The organism is Nitratidesulfovibrio sp. SRB-5 (genome assembly GCF_019931275.1).
Classification (GTDB): domain Bacteria; phylum Desulfobacterota; class Desulfovibrionia; order Desulfovibrionales; family Desulfovibrionaceae; genus Cupidesulfovibrio.
In genome coordinates this window covers 1192190-1208242 of the sequence record NZ_JAIOTY010000001.1, presented here as the reverse complement: position 1 = coordinate 1208242, position 16053 = coordinate 1192190, and the positions used below count along the sequence as shown (strand labels likewise).

Below are 16053 nucleotides of genomic sequence, written 5' to 3'. Positions count from 1 at the left end.
ACCACCGCGCATACTCCCCACATGGACGACCACGTGAACACCGACCCGCGCGCCGGCTTCACCCTGCCCGTGGGCCCGCTGCACGTGGCCCTGGAAGAACCCATGTACTTCCGCGTGAGCGTGGAAGGCGAAACCGTGAAGCGCGTGGACATCACCGCCGGGCACGTGCACCGGGGCATGGAGGCGCTGGCCCTGCGGCGCAACCTGTTCCAGAACATCGTGCTCACCGAGCGGGTGTGCTCGCTGTGCTCCAACAGCCACCCCTTCACCTACTGCATGGCGGTGGAAAACCTGGCGGGCATCGTGGTGCCCGAACGGGCCCGCTACCTGCGCTCCATGGCCGAAGAGATCAAGCGCATCGCCTCGCACCTGTTCAACGTGGCCATTCTCGCGCACATCATCGGCTTCAAGTCGCTGTTCATGCACGTGATGGAAGTGCGCGAGATCATGCAGGACATCAAGGAGACGGTGTACGGCAACCGCATGGACCTCGCCGCCAACTGCATCGGCGGCGTGAAGTACAACGTGGACGCCGACCTGCTCACCTTCCTGACCCGCAACCTGGACCGCGTGCAGAAGCACGTGGAAGAGATCTACAACATCTACCGCAACGACCCCATGGTGCGCGGGCGTACCGTGGGCGTGGGCCTGCTGTCGCCCGAAGACGCGGTGGAATACGCCGTGGTGGGCCCCGTGGCGCGCGGCAGCGGCCTTGCCGTGGACATCCGCAAGGATGTGCCCCACGCCGCATACTCCCGCCTTGCCTTCGACGTGATTACCGAAACCGGCTGCGACGTGCATTCGCGCGCCCTGGTGCGCCTGCGCGAGGCGCTGGAATCCATCAGCCTTGTGCGCCAGTGCGCCCGCGACCTGCCCGGCGGCGAACTGGTGGCCCGGCTGCCGGAAATTCCGGCGGGCGAGGCCGTGGCCCGCAGCGAGGCCCCGCGCGGCGAACTGATCTACTTCCTGCGCACCGACGGCACCGACGTGCCCAACCGCCTGAAGTGGCGCGTGCCCTCGTACATGAACTGGGACGCGCTGGGCGTGATGATGCACGACTGCAAGGTTTCGGACGTGCCGCTCATCGTCAACTCCATCGACCCGTGCATATCGTGCACGGAACGATAGGAGGCGTCTCCAAATCGTCCTTTCGCCCGTTGGCGTTGTCAAACTTCGCCCGCCATATCGGTCGAATACGATAAGAGTATACTCCCTCATGGCGGGCTTGTTTTCCTCGCCAACGAACGAAAAACCTGATTTGGAAACGCCTCCCGGAAAGACACACAGGAAATAACGGCGGTCATCATGCACGAATCCTCCATCGTCGAAGGCATCCTGCGCATCGTCTCTGACGAGGCGGCGCGACACGGCGCACCCCGCATCAGCCGGGTGAACCTTGCCGTGGGCCTTCTGGCGTGCGTCGAGCCGCGCACCCTGACCGCCTGTTTCGAACTGCTGGCCGAAGGGACGCCCGCCGAGGGCGCGCCGCTGGACGTGCAACTGCTGCCCCTGCGCGGCGTATGCCTGGCCTGCGGCGACGTGGAAACCCGGAAGCGGAAATTCTCCTGCCCTTCGTGCGGCGACGACGCCGTGCACTGGATTGGCGGCAGGGAACTGTACATCGCAAGCATAGAAGTGCCCGGCCCGGATGCCACCGACCTTCCGGCAGCGGCGCAAACCACGGAAGGATAGCACCATGACCAATTCGCTCATGCGGTACGTCGTCTTCGCTGAAGCAGACAAGTGCAAGGCCTGCAAGAAGTGCGAACTTGCCTGCATCGCCTCGCACAACAACATGACCATCAAGGAAGCAGTGAAGAAGCGCAATCTCTTCCAGCCCCGCGTGCACGTCATCAAGACCGACAGCGTCAAGATGCCCGTGCAGTGCCGCCAGTGCGCCGATGCGCCCTGCGCCCGCGTGTGCCCCACCGACGCGCTGGTGCAGGAAGACGGCGTGGTGGTGATGCGCCAGCAGTACTGCGCCGCCTGCCAGCTGTGCGTCATGGCCTGCCCGTACGGCGCCATCGAGCTGTCCTTCATCGGCCTGCCCGAAGAAGGCGCCGATGCCGCCCGGCCCGCCCAGCACCGCCGTGAAGTGGCCGTGCGCTGCGACGTGTGCGCCGACTGGCGCGCCAAGGAAGGCAAGGACCAGGGCGCCTGCGTGGAGGCCTGCCCGGTCAAGGCGCTGCACATGGTCACTCTGGACGAATACCGCGCCATGCAGCGCTAGCGGCGGTTTCCGGCAAGCGGGTTCGCCTGCCTGCTCCCGCCGCCTGCCTGACAGGAAGCCCACGCCAAGCCCGGCATGCGTTCATGACGGAGCGGGGAGATTCCCCGCTCCGTTTTTTTGCGCGACCAGGCATGGTGCCGTGCGGGGAGGACGTCACCAACGAGCCGTCACAAACCACTCCGGCACGGCCCGAAATACGACTGGTCAACCGCTCAACACCCCGGCACGATTGGACTTCTCGAAACATTGCCAGATGTCACCGTTCCGTAACAAAATCGCGTTATTTCGTGGCGAATCAATGACGATGCCGGTTGCCCGGACGCCGGGGGAAGCGTAGAATCCCCGCGGTCCCGACCGGCCTTTTTTGCGCACGGGGCAGTGCCGTCCGGCACCCGCCGAAACCGCGACACATCCGTAACCTTCCGCCGCTCATGGCGGACCGTCGTCACAGATGGACCCGGCCGACCCTGCGGGCCAGCCGAACCCAAGGGCCTGCCAGGCCCGCGTGCACAACGACAACACCGGAGCCAACGCATGGCCTTGAACCTGTTCCCCAAGACCGTCCGCTTCTTTGAACTGCTAAGCCGCCAGAATGCCATGCTGGTGGAAGCGGCCGACTTGCTCACCCGCATCCTTGAGGATTTCGGCAAGGTCGACGACGCCTGCAAGCGCGTGAACCTGGTCGAGGTGGAGGCCGACGAACTGTGCCGCGAAATCTCGCGCCAGCTTTCGCTCACCTTCATCACCCCCATCGACCGCGAGGACATCTACCGCCTGAACCTGGCGCAGGAAGACTCCATCAACCTCATCAAGGGCATTGCCACCCGCGCGCGGCTGTACGGGTTCACCTACATCCGCTTCCCTGCCCGCAAGATGGTCCGCAACCTGCGCGAGATGTGCGCCGTCACCGGCGAGATGATCTGTTGCCTGAAGGACAAGACCGACGTTGCCGCGCAGGTCAAGCAGCTGAAGGCCATCAAGGGCGAATGCGAGATGCTGCTGGGCACCGGCCTTGCCGAACTGCACGACACCGAAAATCTCGACATGCGCGCCGTGGTGGACATCATGAAGTGGACCCAGGTGTACGACCGCATCGAGTTGGCCGTGGAGCGCCTGGACGATCTCGCGGACGCCATCGAGGAAGTGGTGCTGAAGAATGCTTGAGATACCGGTGCTGCTCGTCGTCATCGTCATCGTCGCGCTGATCTTCGACTTCACCAACGGGGCGCACGACTGCGCCAACGCCATTGCCACCGTGGTCTCCACCAAGGTGCTTTCCCCGCGCACCGCCGTGGCCATGGCCGCCGTGCTGAACCTTTTCGGCGCCATGCTGGGCGAAGAGGTGGCGCACACCCTGGGCCAGGGCATCGTGAACACCAACATGGTCGCGGGCAGCCAGACCCTGGTGCTGGCCGCGCTCATCGGGGCCATCGCCTGGAACCTGATCACCTGGTACTACGGCCTGCCTTCCTCGTCGTCGCACGCGCTCATCGGGGGGCTGATGGGGGCTGCCATCACCCACGCGGGGTTCAGCACGCTGAACGCCATGTCCATCGTCAAGAAGATCCTGCTGCCGCTGGTGCTCTCGCCCCTGGCGGGCTTTGCCGTCAGCTACGCGTGCATGATGCTGCTGATGCTGCTGTTCTGGCGCACCAACCGGCGCACGGTGACGCGGTCGTTCGAAAAATTGCAGATCGTCTCTTCCGCGTTCATGGCCACCAGCCATGGCCTCAACGACGCGCAAAAGACCATGGGCGTCATCACCCTGGCCCTGTTCCTGTTCCATCAGATAGACACCATCCACGTGCCGTTGTGGGTCAAGCTGTCGTGCGCGCTGGCCATGGCCATGGGCACCGCCCTTGGCGGGTGGAAGATCGTGAAGACCATGGGCCACAAGATATTCAAGCTGGAGCCGGTGCACGGCTTCGCGGCGGAAACGTCCGCCGCCGTGGTCATCACCGGGGCTTCGCTGATGGGCGCGCCCATTTCCACCACCCACACCATCACCGCCTGCGTGTTCGGCGTGGGGGCCACCAAGCGCCTGTCCGCCGTGCGCTGGGGCATTGCGGGCAACCTGGTGGTGGCGTGGATTCTCACCATTCCCGCCGCCGCCACCATGGCTTCCATCAGCTTTCTGATTCTGGAACTGCTGGGCATCGCCGACTAGCGCCCCCTGTTCCGACGGGCCGACACAGCACACGACAAAGGGGCTCCCCGTGGGGAGCCCCTTTTGCCGTTCCGGAGCACGACAGCCTCTGCGTCAGCGCCCGGCCCGGTAAACGTCTTCCGGCACCATTTCCAGCCATTCCGCGGTGCTGCCGTCCAGCTGTTCCTGCACGGCCACATGAGCCATGGCCGTATCGGGCCGGGCGCCATGCCAGTGCTCTTCACCGGCCATGATCCATACCGTGTCCCCCGGGCGGATTTCCTCCACCGGTCCGCCCCGGCGCTGCACAAGGCCGCATCCGGCGGTGACGAACAGCATCTGGCCCAGGGGATGGCGGTGCCACACCGTGCGCGCCCCCGGTTCAAAGGTGACCACCGTTGCGGTAACCCGCGACGGGTCGTACGGCTCGGCCACCAACGGGTCCACGCGCACCGGACCGGTGTACCGTTCGGCCATCCCCACCGCCGACGCCTGCGATCCTGCCCGCCTGATCTCCATCGTGCCGTCCTTTTCGTGCTGCCGGTTGCGCGCCCCGCGCACGACGAACACACGCTTCCGCCGTGCGCGGGAAACCCTGCCCAACGCTAGCCTGCCAGCTGCGTCTTCGCAATGGCCGGGCGCAACGGGATGACATGGCCGGATGTCATGCCGGGGCGAAATGGCGGGCAGGCCGATGACGCCCGGGATGCCGGGCCGCCCCATCTCCGCGCAGCGCCGGGCGGAATGTTGCGCCATACGACGCAAAACGGCCCGCGAGCATCAGCATCGCGGGCCGTTCGGGGGTGGTCGGGTATGGGGGCTAGCTGCCCCCCTCCATCTCTTCCTGGCAGGCCTTGCACAAACCCACTCCCGGCACGGCGGCCAGCCGGGCGGGGGGGATGGGTTCGCCGCACTCGCGGCAGCAGGCAACGCCGTCGATCCATTCGGGCCCCTCGCGCCCCTGCGCGGAGGCGTTCCGCGCACGGGACAAGGCGGCTTCGCGTTCCAGCCGCTCCAGTTCCTGGGCCTGATCGAAAATGTCCATGAGACCTCCTGGTTGTCCCGATCCGCTCCCTGTCAGTACCAGGTCCGCCCCCCTGGGCGCGGGCGGTGCCCGCGCGCATTCGGCCTGACTCCATCAGCCGTCGATATGCCTGAATTCCCCGCCGGTTCCACCGTTCCGGTATTCCCGTTGCTCCCACCCGCCGCTGGCTCGGCGCGCGTTGATGCGGCGCATGTTGACTCGGCGCGTGCCGGTTTGGCGCGTGCCGGTCCGGCGCATGCCGGTTCGGCGCTTCCGCCCCTTGCTACCCGTCCAGCCCGCACGGGGGGATGCCCGCCACCGCCAGAGCGTCCACGCGCACCTTGGCCACCGCCTTGACCATGGCAGCAGGGCCGCCCTGCACGGCAATGCCCGGCATGTGCGCATCCTCCGGAAACAGCGCCGCAAAGGTGCCGGGTTGCAGCAGCACGCGGGTGCAGGGGTGCCCCGTCACGGAAAAAAAGCGCACGTCCCTGTCGTCGGCGTACGGACCCAGGGCAGCCAGTCCGGGCAGTGGCGTCCAGTCCAACCATTCCATACCCGAAAGAACGTACTGGATGTCAATATGCCTGCGGTGGGCTTCCAGCCGCCCGCTGCCTTCCGGCCTGGTATCGTAGCGCCCCACTTCCACGTACACGCTGCCTTCCGGCGCATCCACGCAAGGCACGGGATGGCGGCCAGTGGCCGCATCGGGCGTCAGGTTGGCCAGAAAGGCGAAGGCCGCCCGCCATGCCGGGCCAAGGTCGTAACGCATCCACGTGTCCAGCGTGCCGATGATCATCGTTTCCTCCAGGTTCGTGGCCGGGTTCCACCTTATTGGCGGCGCACAATATAGTGTCGTCGTGTAGCGCGCAACCGGTCGCGACAGGACGCGCGGCCAGTACGCCGCAATGGCGCGCACCCGGCCACAGGCGTGCGGAACTGCGCACGGCGGTGCGCTGCCGCCGTACCGCAACCAAAACGTCACTCCTGCGGGATGTGGTGCCGCCCCGGATTTTGCACCATGCAATGCGCCCCGCGCCTTGCCAATCATCAGGAATGGGGGCATGAAGGCCGCGCGGCAGGCGGATGCAGCTGGGGAGCCATCCGATTGCCGTAGCGGGGCACACTCACGCAACCCCGCGCACGCGCGACGGAAGGGTTCACGGCGGGCAAACCGTAAACAACCAAGTCGCCTTGGGGGGCAACATGTCTCTGACCATCCGCAGCAAACTGATCATCGCCTTTCTCCTGTCCATCGTCGTCGCCATCGGCAGCGTTTCCGCCGTGGTGTCCATCGAAATCCGGCGCGCCTCGCTGCGCGACTTCGAAGACTCGTCCGGCGCCCAACTGGAGCGGGTGAACGACTTCGTCACCACCTTCTTCGAGGCGGCCCAGCGCAACGTGGTCTACATGGCTTCGCTGCCCCGCGTGGTTGACGCCAAGGGCCAGGTGGCCTCTTACGCCGACACCAAACAGGACAACAAGCTGTACCACGCCTCGCTCACGCAGGAGGAGCAGGCGCTGGCCAAGGTGTTCACCCTGATGGGCAAGGCCAACAACTGGTACGATGAAATCTTCATCGGCTATCAGGACGGCGGCTTTCTCAGCCACATCGACGGTTCCGGCGTGCCCGCGGGCTACGACCCGCGCAAGCGCCCGTGGTACAAGGAGGCCATGGCCCACTCGGGCAACACGCTGATCAGCAAGGCCTACCTGTCCACCACCGGATATCCCGTGGCCAGCGTCATGAGCAAGGTGCGCACGGGCTCGGGCGACATCGTGGGCATCATGGGCGTGGACATCAACCTTTCCACCCTGACCAAGGTTACCTCCAACCTGCGCATCGGCAAGACCGGCTACGTCATGCTGCTGGAGGACACCTCGGTCATCCTGTCCGACCCGAAGCACGAAAAGTTCGGTTTCAAGAAAGCCGAAGACACCGGCGTGCCCGCGCTTGCCCAGATCATGAGGATGCAGCGCGGCACCTTCGAGTCGTCCATGGACGGCACGGACAAGCTGGTCACCGTGTTCACCGGCTACCAGGGCTGGAAGCTGGTGGCCGTCATCGACAAGGCAGAGGTGTACGCCCAGTCGACCAGCGTGGTGAACTATATTCTGATGGTGGGCGCGGGCATTGCCATGGCCCTGATGGTGGTGGCCTGGCTGCTGGCCCGTTCCGTGGCCAACCCGGTGCAGATGCTGGTGGCCGCGTCCGGTCGCGTGGCGGCGGGCGAATTCGACGCCCTGCCCGAAGCGCGCCACTTCTCGGGCGAACTGTTGGACCTGCACGGCAGCCTGCGCGCCATGGTGGGCAACCTGGGCGAACTGCTGGCCACGGGCAAGACCAAGACCGCCGAGGCGGAAGAGCAGACCCGCAAGGCGGAAACCGCCCTGCGCGAGGCCGAACAGGCCCGCCTGCGCGGCGAACAGGCTCGCAAGGAAGGCATCCGCCACACGGCGGAACGGCTGGAAGGCATCGTGGCCAACGTGCGCAACGCCTCGCACGAACTGGCCGGGCAGGTGGACGAAGCCCGGTCCGGCGCAGAGGTGCAGCGCGCCCGCACGGCGGAAGCCGCCACCGCCATGGAACAGATGAACGCCAGCGTGCTTGAGGTGGCGGCCAACGCCTCTCGCGCGGCGGAAAGCGCCGAAAGCGCCAGGGCACAGGCCGAGGCGGGCGGGGCCATCGTGCGCGACGTGGTGGACAGCATCCGCAAGGTGGACGAGTTCGCCCGCGAGATGAGCACCGGCCTCGGCGACCTGGGCAAGCGGGCCGAGGGCATCGGCAACATCATGACCGTGATCACCGACATTGCCGACCAGACCAACCTGCTGGCCCTGAACGCGGCCATCGAGGCGGCCCGCGCCGGTGACGCCGGGCGCGGCTTCGCCGTGGTGGCCGACGAGGTGCGCAAGCTGGCCGAAAAGACCATGCAGGCCACCAAGGAAGTGGGCGACGCCATCACCGCCATCCAGCGCGGCACGCAGGACAACATCACCGGCATGAGCCACGCGGCGGAAGTGGTGCAGCGCAGCACCGACCTGGCCTCACGGGCGGGCGAGGCGCTGGCGCGCATCGTGTCCATCGTGGAATCCACCGCCGACCAGGTGCGCTCCATAGCCACGGCGTCGGAACAGCAGTCCGCCGCGTCCGAGCAGATCAACAGGGGCACCGACGAGGTGAACCGCATCGCCTCCGAAATGGCCGAGGCCATGGCCCAGTCCACCCGCGAAGTGGGCGAGTTGGCCCGGCTCTCATCGGAATTGCAGGACGTCATCCGCGAACTGAAGGAAGACAGCTAGGCGGCGGACCTTCAGCCTGCCCCCGGCCATGAAACACAGCGCCCCGGCATTACCCCATGCCGGGGCGCTTCGCGTATCCGGGCACATGGCGCGCGCGGGTGCGGCGGGGCACGGAGAGCACCTGTCCTCTCTGCCCGGCCTGTTCTGCGTGTTCTGCGTGTTCCGTGTGTTCTGTGTGTTCTGTGCGTTCAGTATGTTCGGCCCGCCCCATTTCCCACCAGATCGGGAGGAAATCGTGACAAGCGGAGCGGAAGTGCTTACTCTCTGCCCCGTGGCCGGGGCGCCCGCGAGATGCTCCGTGACCGCATCCCTGAAAGCGCCCGGCAACCTTCCGGCAACCGTCAGCCCGCGAGGCGTCGCATGAAGTACCGCATCCACCCCATCGTCATGGGTTCCAAGGTGTTCGACAAGGGCATGATGACCTACCAGCACGACTACGGCACGCCCTACACCATCCCCATCTACACCTGGTACATCGAGGGCGGCGACAAGCGCATCCTGGTGGACACCGGCGAACTGAACCCCATCGTCTCGCCCGACCGCGAGGCGGCCCTGGGCGGCAAGATTTATACCTTCGAGGCGGGGCTGGCCAAATTCGGCCTCACCCCGGCGGACATCGACGTGGTCATCCACACCCATCTGCACAACGACCACTGCGAAAACGACTACAAGTGCGAAAACGCGGAAATCTGGGTGCACGAAAAGGAACTGGAGTCCATCCACGACCCGCATCCGCTGGATTTCCGCTACCTTGAAGACTACATCGCCGATGTCGAGGACAACGGCCAGTTGCGCGTGATTACCGAAGAAGAGCGCGAAATCCTGCCCGGCATCCGCGTGGTGCACACCCCGGTGCATACCGAGGGTGGCCTGACCGTGTTCGTGGATACGGAACAGGGCACCGCCGCCATCACCGGGTTCTGCATCATCGACGAGAACATGAATCCGCCCGCCGCCATCCGGGGCATGGAGATGGAGGTCATTCCCCCCGGCACCTGCATCAACCCCAAGCAGGGCTACGACATCATGCTCAAGGTGAAGGAGGCGGCGGACATCGTCCTTCCGCTGCACGAACCGCGCTTTGCCCGCATGGAGACCATCGGCTGAGCACGCCGCCCCGCGCGGAGCAGGTACGCGGCCACGCCGCCATACGGCGCCCGGCAACGGCGCCACGCACCACCCACACCTCCAGCCAGGCACACCGGACGCGGCGCGCCGTTCCCGCGCCCGCTCCATCGCACCCGAATGCCGGAACATTCACAGGAGCCGCACATGACCATGAAGTTCATCGACGTCGCCTTCAACGGCGGCATGAAGATCGACGCCATACTCCACCCCCCCGTCACCCCCGCCGGGCCGGACACCCCCGCCCCCGCTTCCACCGTCATCCGCACCGACCAGCCGGTGAAGGACGGCGGTGAAGGCACCGCCCCCACCCCGTTCGAACTGTTTCTGGCTTCGCTGGCCACCTGCGCGGGCGTGTACGCCCAGCGCTTCTGCGAGGCCCGCAAGATATCCACGGAAGGGCTGGGCATCCGCGTGGGCTGCGAATTCGCGCCCAAGGGCTTTCAGGTCACCCGCATGACCTTCGTGGTCACGCCGCCGCAGGGCTTTCCGGATGAATACCGCGATGCGCTGGTGCGCGCCGTGGAACTGTGCGCCGTAAAGAAGCACATCATGACGCCGCCTGCGTTTGAAGTGGTGCTGGCATAAAGCCTGTTGATCCACCGGCGCGGCTGCCCCGCCACACGCCGTGTCCGACGGCTTTCCACCAGTCCTCTCGCATCTCCGCAGCGCCGTGGCCCGCCACGGCGCTGCCGCATTTCCGGGGCAGCCATGCGCGCGCTGGCCGTCCGGGCGGCAGTGGTCCTTCTTTGCCCATTCCCACGCGGGCGGTCCTGTGGCAGATTCGTCATCGCCAACATATCGACCATGGGGAGCAGTTGCGCCCCGCGCGCCGCCCCCGACAAGAAACGCCAACCGGAATCGCCGCCACCGGAGCCGCCATGCCTCACCGTTCCGTCAACCTTGCCCTGCACGTCATGAAAGACCCGGCCGCCATGGCCGAAAAGACCGCCCAACTGCTGCTGGAACGCTGCGAACGGGCCGTGGCCGCGCGCGGCGTGTTCACCCTGGCCCTGTCCGGCGGCAGCACGCCCATCCCGCTGTTCCGCCTGCTGGCCACCCCGGCCTGGCTCGACCGCCTGCCGTGGGAAAAGATCGCCGTATACTGGGTGGACGAACGCTGCGTGGAGCCGGACAACCCGCAGAGCAACTACGGCGTGGCCCGGCGCGAACTGCTGTCGCTGGCCCCGGCCACCCGCTTCTACCGCATGAAGGGCGAGATGGACCCGGTGGAGGGCGCCGCCGCCTACGAATCGCTGCTGCGCGAACATTTCGACCTGGAAGACGGCGCCTGGCCGCGCTTCGACATGGTGCTGCTGGGCATGGGCGAGGACGGGCACACCGCCTCGCTGTTCCCCGACGGGACGGGCCTTGCCGAGCGCACGCGCCTGGTCATCGACCAGTACGTGCTGGCCACCAAGAGCGACCGGCTTACCCTGACCCTGCCGGTGCTGAACAACGCCCGCTGTTGCGTGTTCCTTGTTTCCGGCAGGGAAAAGCACCCCGTGCTGGCGCGGGCGCTGGACCTGCTGGCGGAACCCACCCTGCCCGCGCAATTCGTGAAGCCCGCCAATGGGGACCTGGTGTGGATCGTGGATGAGGGCGCGGCCAAGGGGTAATGCAACGCGCTCTTTCGCCCGCAGTGGATCTGGTCATGCTGAGCCGGGCCGAAGCAGGGCCGGGACTGGGCCTAAACCGGGCAGCAGCCCGGGGCCTAAACCGGGCAGCAGCCCGGGGCCGCAACCGGGTCAATCTTCTGCCGGGGGCAGCACGTCCACCAGCGCCTCACCGGCGGCCATGTCGATGACGGCGGCCATGAATGCGGCGGTGTGCTCCACGGGCAGGCCGATGATGCATTCCACGTCGGCCCCGTGCACTTCGGACAGGATGGCCGCCTCGTATGCGGGCAGCAGCCGCCGCAACGCCCCGGCCCTGCCGTGGGCCAGCACCACCGACACCCGCGCGGGCACGATGCGCTGGCGCAGGGGCAGGCCGTCCAGCCCCAGCCGGGCCATGGCCGCATAGGCCCGCACCAGCCCGCCGGTGCCCAGCTTGACCCCGCCGAAATATCGTGTCACCACCGCCGCCACCTCGCCCACGCCGCCGTGCAGCAGTTGCTGCAGCATGGGGCGACCGGCGGTGCCGTGGGGCTCGCCGTCGTCGCTGCACCCGATGCGGGCGGTGTCGCCCGGCGGCCCGGCGGCAAAGGCCCAGCAGTTGTGGGTGGCGTCGGCGAATTCGGCGCGCACCGCCTCGATGAAGGCCCGCGCCGTGGCCGTGTCCGGCGCGTGGGCCACGCTGACTATGAACCGGCTGCGCTTGATGGAGTCTTCCCGCCGGTACACGCCCCCGGCAAAACCGACCCCTCCGGAAAACCCGGCAATATGGACCAGTTCCGCGCCCTGCGCCAGGGCCTCCGGCCCTGCCGCGTCCGTCCTGCCTGACTGGCCGGACAGAAAGGGCACCGGATAGCGGGCGGGGGTGGGCTGCCCCGCCGGGGGTGCGGATTCGCCCGTTGCGGTTTCCGCTCCCGGCGCGGCCCCGGATGGAGTACTGGTACGCTGGTCGGTCATGGCCTCCGGCTGTAGCCGTCCGCCCGTGGCGGGTCAAGCTGCCGGTCTGGCGTCAGGCGGGCATTGGGCGGGCATTGGGCGGGCATTGGTCCCGCATAGGTCGAGCATCGGTCGGACTGCCCCGCCCCCATGGCGCTTCCACTCCCCAACCTTTCACCCTGTTGCCCGCAAGCACCCGAATCCCCATGTCCAAGACCCTGATCATCGCGGAAAAGCCCTCCGTCGCGCGCGAACTGGCTCCCCTTGTGGGCGCCACGCAGCGCCGGGCGGGCTTTCTGGAAGGGCCGGACCATCTGGTCAGTTGGGCCGTGGGGCATCTTGTGGGCATTGCCGAGCCGGAAGAACAGGACCCGGCCTGGGCGGGCCGCTGGACCCTGGACCAGTTGCCCATACTGCCGCCGCGCTTTCGGCTGCGGGTGCTGCCGGAAACGGCGGACCAGTTCGCCGTGCTGCGCCGCCTGCTGACCGATGAGCGCGTAACCGGCGTCATCAACGCCACCGACGCCGGACGCGAGGGCGAGCTGATCTTTCGGCGCATCTACCTGATGGCCGAATGCGCGAAACCCGTGCGCCGCCTGTGGGCCAACGACATGACCGAAGAAGGCCTGCGCAAGAGCCTTGCCCGCCTGCTGCCCGACGCGGAAAAGCGCAACCTGGGACTGGCATCCTTTGCCCGGGCCGAGGCCGACTGGCTGGTGGGCATGAACTATTCGCGCCTGTTCACGGTAAGGACCGGCGGCCTCGTCTCCGTGGGGCGCGTGCAGACCCCGGTGTTGTGCCTGCTCACCGCCCGTCGCCGCGAAATCGAACAGTTCGTGCCGCAGGATTTCTGGACCGTGGAAGGGGTGTTCACCCCCGGCGGCAAGGGACGCGCCGCGCAGGGCGGCGTGGCGGCACCCGATGCGTCACCGGACGCGACAGCCGATGCCTCGCCCGACACAACACAGGACACGCCCGCGCCCGCTTCCGACGCGCCGGACTCCTTCCCCGCCGTATGGCACCGCCCGCCCGAACTGCGCGAAACCCGCGTGGACAGCGAGGACGAGGCCTCGGCCATCGCCAACGCCTGCACCGGGCGCGAAGGTGTGGTGGAATCGGTGGCCAGCAAGGCGGGCAGCCAGCAGCCCCCCCTGCCCTTCGACCTGACCACCCTGCAGCGAGAAGCCAACACCCGCTTCGGCCTGTCCGCCAAGGACACTCTGACCCACGCCCAGGCGCTGTACGAAACGCACAAGCTGATCACCTACCCGCGTACCGACTCCCGCCACCTGACCAAGGAACTGTTCGCGGAAATCCTGAATCACTTCCGGGCCATCCACCACCTGTACCCGGACGGGACCATGCTGGCGGTCGCGCGCATCAAGTCCGGCAAGGTCAAGTTCCCCTGCGTGGACGACCGCAAGGTCACCGACCACCACGCCATCATCCCCACCGCCCGCAAGGGCGACCCGGCCCGCCTTTCGCAGCCGGAACGGCAGATTTACGAAATGATCTGCCGCCGGTTCATCGCCGCCTTCTGCGCCGAGGCCAGGTTCGCCACCTCCACCGTCACGGTGAAGGTGGGCGAGCACGCCTTCATCGCGCGGGGCAAGGTGTTCAAGGAAAAGGGCTGGCTGGCCGTGGAACCGTGGCGCGCGGCGGAAGACACCCCCCTGCCCCCCCTGCGCAAGGGTGCGAAGCTGCACACGGACGACATCCGCCGGGTGACGCGCCAGACCAAGGCCCCGGCCCACTACACCGATGCCTCGCTGCTGGCGGCCATGGAAACCGCCGGAAAGCTGGTGGAGGACGAGGAACTGCGCCAGGCCATGAAGGAACGCGGCCTCGGCACCCCCGCCACCCGCGCCCAGGTCATCGAAACGCTGCTCCAGCGCGGCTACGTGGGCAGGCACGGCAAGCGGATCATCGCCAGCGACCGGGGCATGCAGGTGGCCGAGGTAATCGAGGCGCTGCTGCCCGACGTGGCCTCGCCAGAGCTGACCGGCACGTGGGAAAAGGCTCTCAAGGACATGGAGGCGGGCACCGCCACCTACCCGCAGTTCATGCACGGCATACGCGAAAGCGTGTGGAACGGCGTGCACCGCATCAAGCGGGTGGGCGGACGCAATCTGGACCGCCTGCTGGATACGGCGTCGGAACGTTACGCCCGCACGCCCGACGGCCTGTGCCCCCTGTGCGGTGGCGAAGTGCGCGAAACCCCACGCGGATGGGCCTGCACCGGGCAGCCGCCCGCCCCTTCCGGAAAGAAGCGCGGCAAGGCGGCAAACGGCGACGACGGCGACGGGCAGGACGCCGCGCGCGCCAAACGCGGCGCGAAAAAGACCGGCGCACCGAATGGCGGGCCAGACGCAGCGCCAAACAGTGAAGCAGACGGCGGAACACCCCCCGCCAATGGTGGCCGCTGCCCGTTCATTCTCTGGCGCACCTCCTTCGGGCGCGAACTGGACGAACCCACCGCGCGCGAACTGCTGGCCACCGGGCGCACGGCGCAGGCCATGGACTTCACCTCGCGCCAGGGCAAGCCGTTCCGGGCGCATCTGGTGCTGAAGGGGGGCCGCCTGCGCCCCGAATTCGTGCCGGACGGACCGCGCAGGGCTACGGATGGTGCTTCCGCCCCGCAACAGCCGAAAGAAAACGCGCAACCCGCCGACAATGCCGCCCCCGACACGTCCAATGCGGCGGGCACGCCCGGCTCACTGGGCGCATCCGGCTCACTGGGCGCATCCGGCTCACTGGGCACGCCCGGCTCACTGGGCACGCCCGGCTCACTGGGCGCATCCGGTACATCAGGCGTAACAGGTGAACCGGACGAACCGGCCGAACCGGGCGAACCGGACACGCCCGGCAGCGCCGACATCTAGCCCGCCACACCTCATTGTGGGAGCGTCAATTCCGGCTCCCTTTTCCGCGCCTGCTTCCTTTTCCGTACCGGCCCCCCTGTCTGGCCCTGCCACGCCGCACGCCCGCTTGCGGCTCTTGTGCGTTGCCTGTTTTCACGCGTTGCCCTTTCCCTATCCGCCCCGATGACGTATGGTCTGAACGATTTCTTTCCACAATTTTTTTGAAAAGTACTTTACAAGTCCATGGATGGCGTCTAAACAGGAATTGTTCCTGACAAGGAACCCCTACACCGAAACCAACAAGGAGCATATCGATGAGCAAGACCTACGAGAACATGATGGCGGCCTTTGCCGGTGAATCCCAGGCCAACCGCAAGTACCTTGCCTTCGCCAAGCAGGCGGACAAGGAAGGCCTGCCCCAGGTCGCCAAGCTGTTCCGCGCCGCCGCCGAGGCGGAAACCATTCACGCCCACGGCCACCTGCGCAACGCGGGCAAGATCGGTTCCACCCTCGACAACCTGAAGGCCGCCATCGACGGCGAAACCTACGAATTCACCAAGATGTACCCGCAGATGATCGCCGAGGCCGAAGCCGAAGGCGAAAAGGTGCCCGCGCGCTACTTCGGTTGGGCCAACGCCGTTGAAGAGGTGCACGCCAACCTCTACAAGAAGGCGCTGGAAAACCCCTCCGCCCTGGCCGACGTGGACTACTACGTGTGTTCCGTGTGCGGCTACACCCATGAAGGCCCGCACGACAACAAGTGCCCCATCTGCAACGCCGCGGCGTCCGCGTTCTACAAGGTCGCCTAGTTC

The 16053-nt window shown here is 66.9% G+C and carries 15 protein-coding genes; 11 read left to right on the top strand and 4 right to left on the bottom strand.

The window, feature by feature from the left end; all coding sequences use genetic code 11:
- Window positions 1-21 precede the first annotated feature (21 nt).
- The 5 genes from K6142_RS04780 to K6142_RS04760 all read left to right on the top strand — a co-directional run bounded on the left by K6142_RS04780 (window position 22) and on the right by K6142_RS04760 (window position 4397).
- Window positions 22-1128: a nickel-dependent hydrogenase large subunit gene (locus tag K6142_RS04780; RefSeq protein WP_190244306.1), complete on the top strand. Its 1107-nt coding sequence runs from the start codon at window positions 22-24 to the stop codon at window positions 1126-1128.
- 177 nt (window positions 1129-1305) lie between these two features.
- Window positions 1306-1692: a hydrogenase maturation nickel metallochaperone HypA gene (hypA, locus tag K6142_RS04775; protein WP_190244270.1), complete on the top strand. Its 387-nt coding sequence runs from the start codon at window positions 1306-1308 to the stop codon at window positions 1690-1692.
- Between the two features lie 4 nt (window positions 1693-1696).
- Window positions 1697-2230: a 4Fe-4S dicluster domain-containing protein gene (locus K6142_RS04770; protein ID WP_015946801.1), complete on the top strand. Its 534-nt coding sequence runs from the start codon at window positions 1697-1699 to the stop codon at window positions 2228-2230.
- Between the two features lie 534 nt (window positions 2231-2764).
- Entirely contained in the window at window positions 2765-3394 is a 630-nt protein-coding gene (locus K6142_RS04765; RefSeq protein WP_015946800.1) for a DUF47 domain-containing protein, read from the top strand.
- A complete protein-coding gene (locus tag K6142_RS04760; protein ID WP_015946799.1) occupies window positions 3387-4397 on the top strand; it encodes an inorganic phosphate transporter in 1011 nt (336 codons plus the stop codon). Before K6142_RS04765 ends, K6142_RS04760 begins: the two co-directional genes overlap by 8 nt.
- 93 nt (window positions 4398-4490) lie before the next feature.
- On the opposite strand, the gene K6142_RS04755 is transcribed toward K6142_RS04760, so the two are convergent.
- From K6142_RS04755 to K6142_RS04745, 3 genes are all read right to left on the bottom strand, one after another.
- Complete coding sequence (locus K6142_RS04755) at window positions 4491-4895, bottom strand: cupin domain-containing protein (protein ID WP_190244269.1); 405 nt, start codon at window positions 4893-4895, stop codon at window positions 4491-4493.
- Window positions 4896-5196: 301 nt separating this feature from the next.
- Window positions 5197-5421 (bottom strand): TraR/DksA family transcriptional regulator, encoded by a 225-nt coding sequence (locus K6142_RS04750; RefSeq protein ID WP_015946797.1) that lies wholly within the window; start codon window positions 5419-5421, stop codon window positions 5197-5199.
- Window positions 5422-5683: 262 nt separating this feature from the next.
- On the bottom strand, window positions 5684-6199 hold the full coding sequence (locus tag K6142_RS04745; RefSeq protein WP_190244268.1) for a YhcH/YjgK/YiaL family protein: 516 nt from the start codon (window positions 6197-6199) through the stop codon (window positions 5684-5686).
- A gap of 407 nt (window positions 6200-6606) precedes the next feature.
- Here K6142_RS04745 and K6142_RS04740 point away from each other — a divergent pair, with 407 nt between their 5' ends.
- The 4 genes from K6142_RS04740 to pgl all read left to right on the top strand — a co-directional run bounded on the left by K6142_RS04740 (window position 6607) and on the right by pgl (window position 11447).
- Entirely contained in the window at window positions 6607-8703 is a 2097-nt protein-coding gene (locus K6142_RS04740; protein WP_190244267.1) for a methyl-accepting chemotaxis protein, read from the top strand.
- A gap of 360 nt (window positions 8704-9063) precedes the next feature.
- Window positions 9064-9810, top strand: coding sequence for an N-acyl homoserine lactonase family protein (locus K6142_RS04735; protein WP_190244266.1), 747 nt, complete (start codon window positions 9064-9066; stop codon window positions 9808-9810).
- A 165-nt stretch (window positions 9811-9975) separates the two neighbouring features.
- Complete coding sequence (locus K6142_RS04730) at window positions 9976-10416, top strand: OsmC family protein (protein WP_190244265.1); 441 nt, start codon at window positions 9976-9978, stop codon at window positions 10414-10416.
- Window positions 10417-10709: 293 nt separating this feature from the next.
- Window positions 10710-11447: a 6-phosphogluconolactonase gene (gene pgl, locus K6142_RS04725; RefSeq protein WP_015946792.1), complete on the top strand. Its 738-nt coding sequence runs from the start codon at window positions 10710-10712 to the stop codon at window positions 11445-11447.
- 129 nt (window positions 11448-11576) lie between these two features.
- Here pgl and K6142_RS04720 read toward each other — a convergent pair whose 3' ends face one another.
- Window positions 11577-12401, bottom strand: a complete 825-nt coding sequence (locus K6142_RS04720; protein WP_317846365.1) for an IMPACT family protein — start codon at window positions 12399-12401, stop codon at window positions 11577-11579.
- Window positions 12402-12586: 185 nt separating this feature from the next.
- Here K6142_RS04720 and K6142_RS04715 point away from each other — a divergent pair, with 185 nt between their 5' ends.
- Together K6142_RS04715 and K6142_RS04710 are read left to right on the top strand one after the other, a co-directional pair.
- A complete protein-coding gene (locus tag K6142_RS04715) occupies window positions 12587-15262 on the top strand; it encodes a DNA topoisomerase 3 (protein WP_190244902.1) in 2676 nt (891 codons plus the stop codon).
- A 293-nt stretch (window positions 15263-15555) separates the two neighbouring features.
- Window positions 15556-16050 carry a rubrerythrin family protein gene (locus K6142_RS04710; protein ID WP_190244901.1) on the top strand — a complete coding sequence of 165 codons (495 nt, stop codon included), beginning with the start codon at window positions 15556-15558 and terminating at the stop codon, window positions 16048-16050.
- Window positions 16051-16053 lie beyond the last annotated feature (3 nt).

Excerpts from the sequence above, each read along its gene's own strand:
- K6142_RS04780 (WP_190244306.1), top strand. The coding sequence starts at position 22 with ATGGACGACCACGTGAACACCGACCCGCGCGCCGGCTTCACCCTGCCC.
- hypA (WP_190244270.1), top strand. The coding sequence starts at position 1,306 with ATGCACGAATCCTCCATCGTCGAAGGCATCCTGCGCATCGTCTCTGAC.
- K6142_RS04770 (WP_015946801.1), top strand. The coding sequence starts at position 1,697 with ATGACCAATTCGCTCATGCGGTACGTCGTCTTCGCTGAAGCAGACAAG.
- K6142_RS04765 (WP_015946800.1), top strand. The coding sequence starts at position 2,765 with ATGGCCTTGAACCTGTTCCCCAAGACCGTCCGCTTCTTTGAACTGCTA.
- K6142_RS04760 (WP_015946799.1), top strand. The coding sequence starts at position 3,387 with ATGCTTGAGATACCGGTGCTGCTCGTCGTCATCGTCATCGTCGCGCTG.
- K6142_RS04755 (WP_190244269.1), bottom strand. The coding sequence starts at position 4,895 with ATGGAGATCAGGCGGGCAGGATCGCAGGCGTCGGCGGTGGGGATGGCC.
- K6142_RS04750 (WP_015946797.1), bottom strand. The coding sequence starts at position 5,421 with ATGGACATTTTCGATCAGGCCCAGGAACTGGAGCGGCTGGAACGCGAA.
- K6142_RS04745 (WP_190244268.1), bottom strand. The coding sequence starts at position 6,199 with ATGATCATCGGCACGCTGGACACGTGGATGCGTTACGACCTTGGCCCG.
- K6142_RS04740 (WP_190244267.1), top strand. The coding sequence starts at position 6,607 with ATGTCTCTGACCATCCGCAGCAAACTGATCATCGCCTTTCTCCTGTCC.
- K6142_RS04735 (WP_190244266.1), top strand. The coding sequence starts at position 9,064 with ATGAAGTACCGCATCCACCCCATCGTCATGGGTTCCAAGGTGTTCGAC.
- K6142_RS04730 (WP_190244265.1), top strand. The coding sequence starts at position 9,976 with ATGACCATGAAGTTCATCGACGTCGCCTTCAACGGCGGCATGAAGATC.
- pgl (WP_015946792.1), top strand. The coding sequence starts at position 10,710 with ATGCCTCACCGTTCCGTCAACCTTGCCCTGCACGTCATGAAAGACCCG.
- K6142_RS04720 (WP_317846365.1), bottom strand. The coding sequence starts at position 12,401 with ATGACCGACCAGCGTACCAGTACTCCATCCGGGGCCGCGCCGGGAGCG.
- K6142_RS04715 (WP_190244902.1), top strand. The coding sequence starts at position 12,587 with ATGTCCAAGACCCTGATCATCGCGGAAAAGCCCTCCGTCGCGCGCGAA.
- K6142_RS04710 (WP_190244901.1), top strand. The coding sequence starts at position 15,556 with ATGAGCAAGACCTACGAGAACATGATGGCGGCCTTTGCCGGTGAATCC.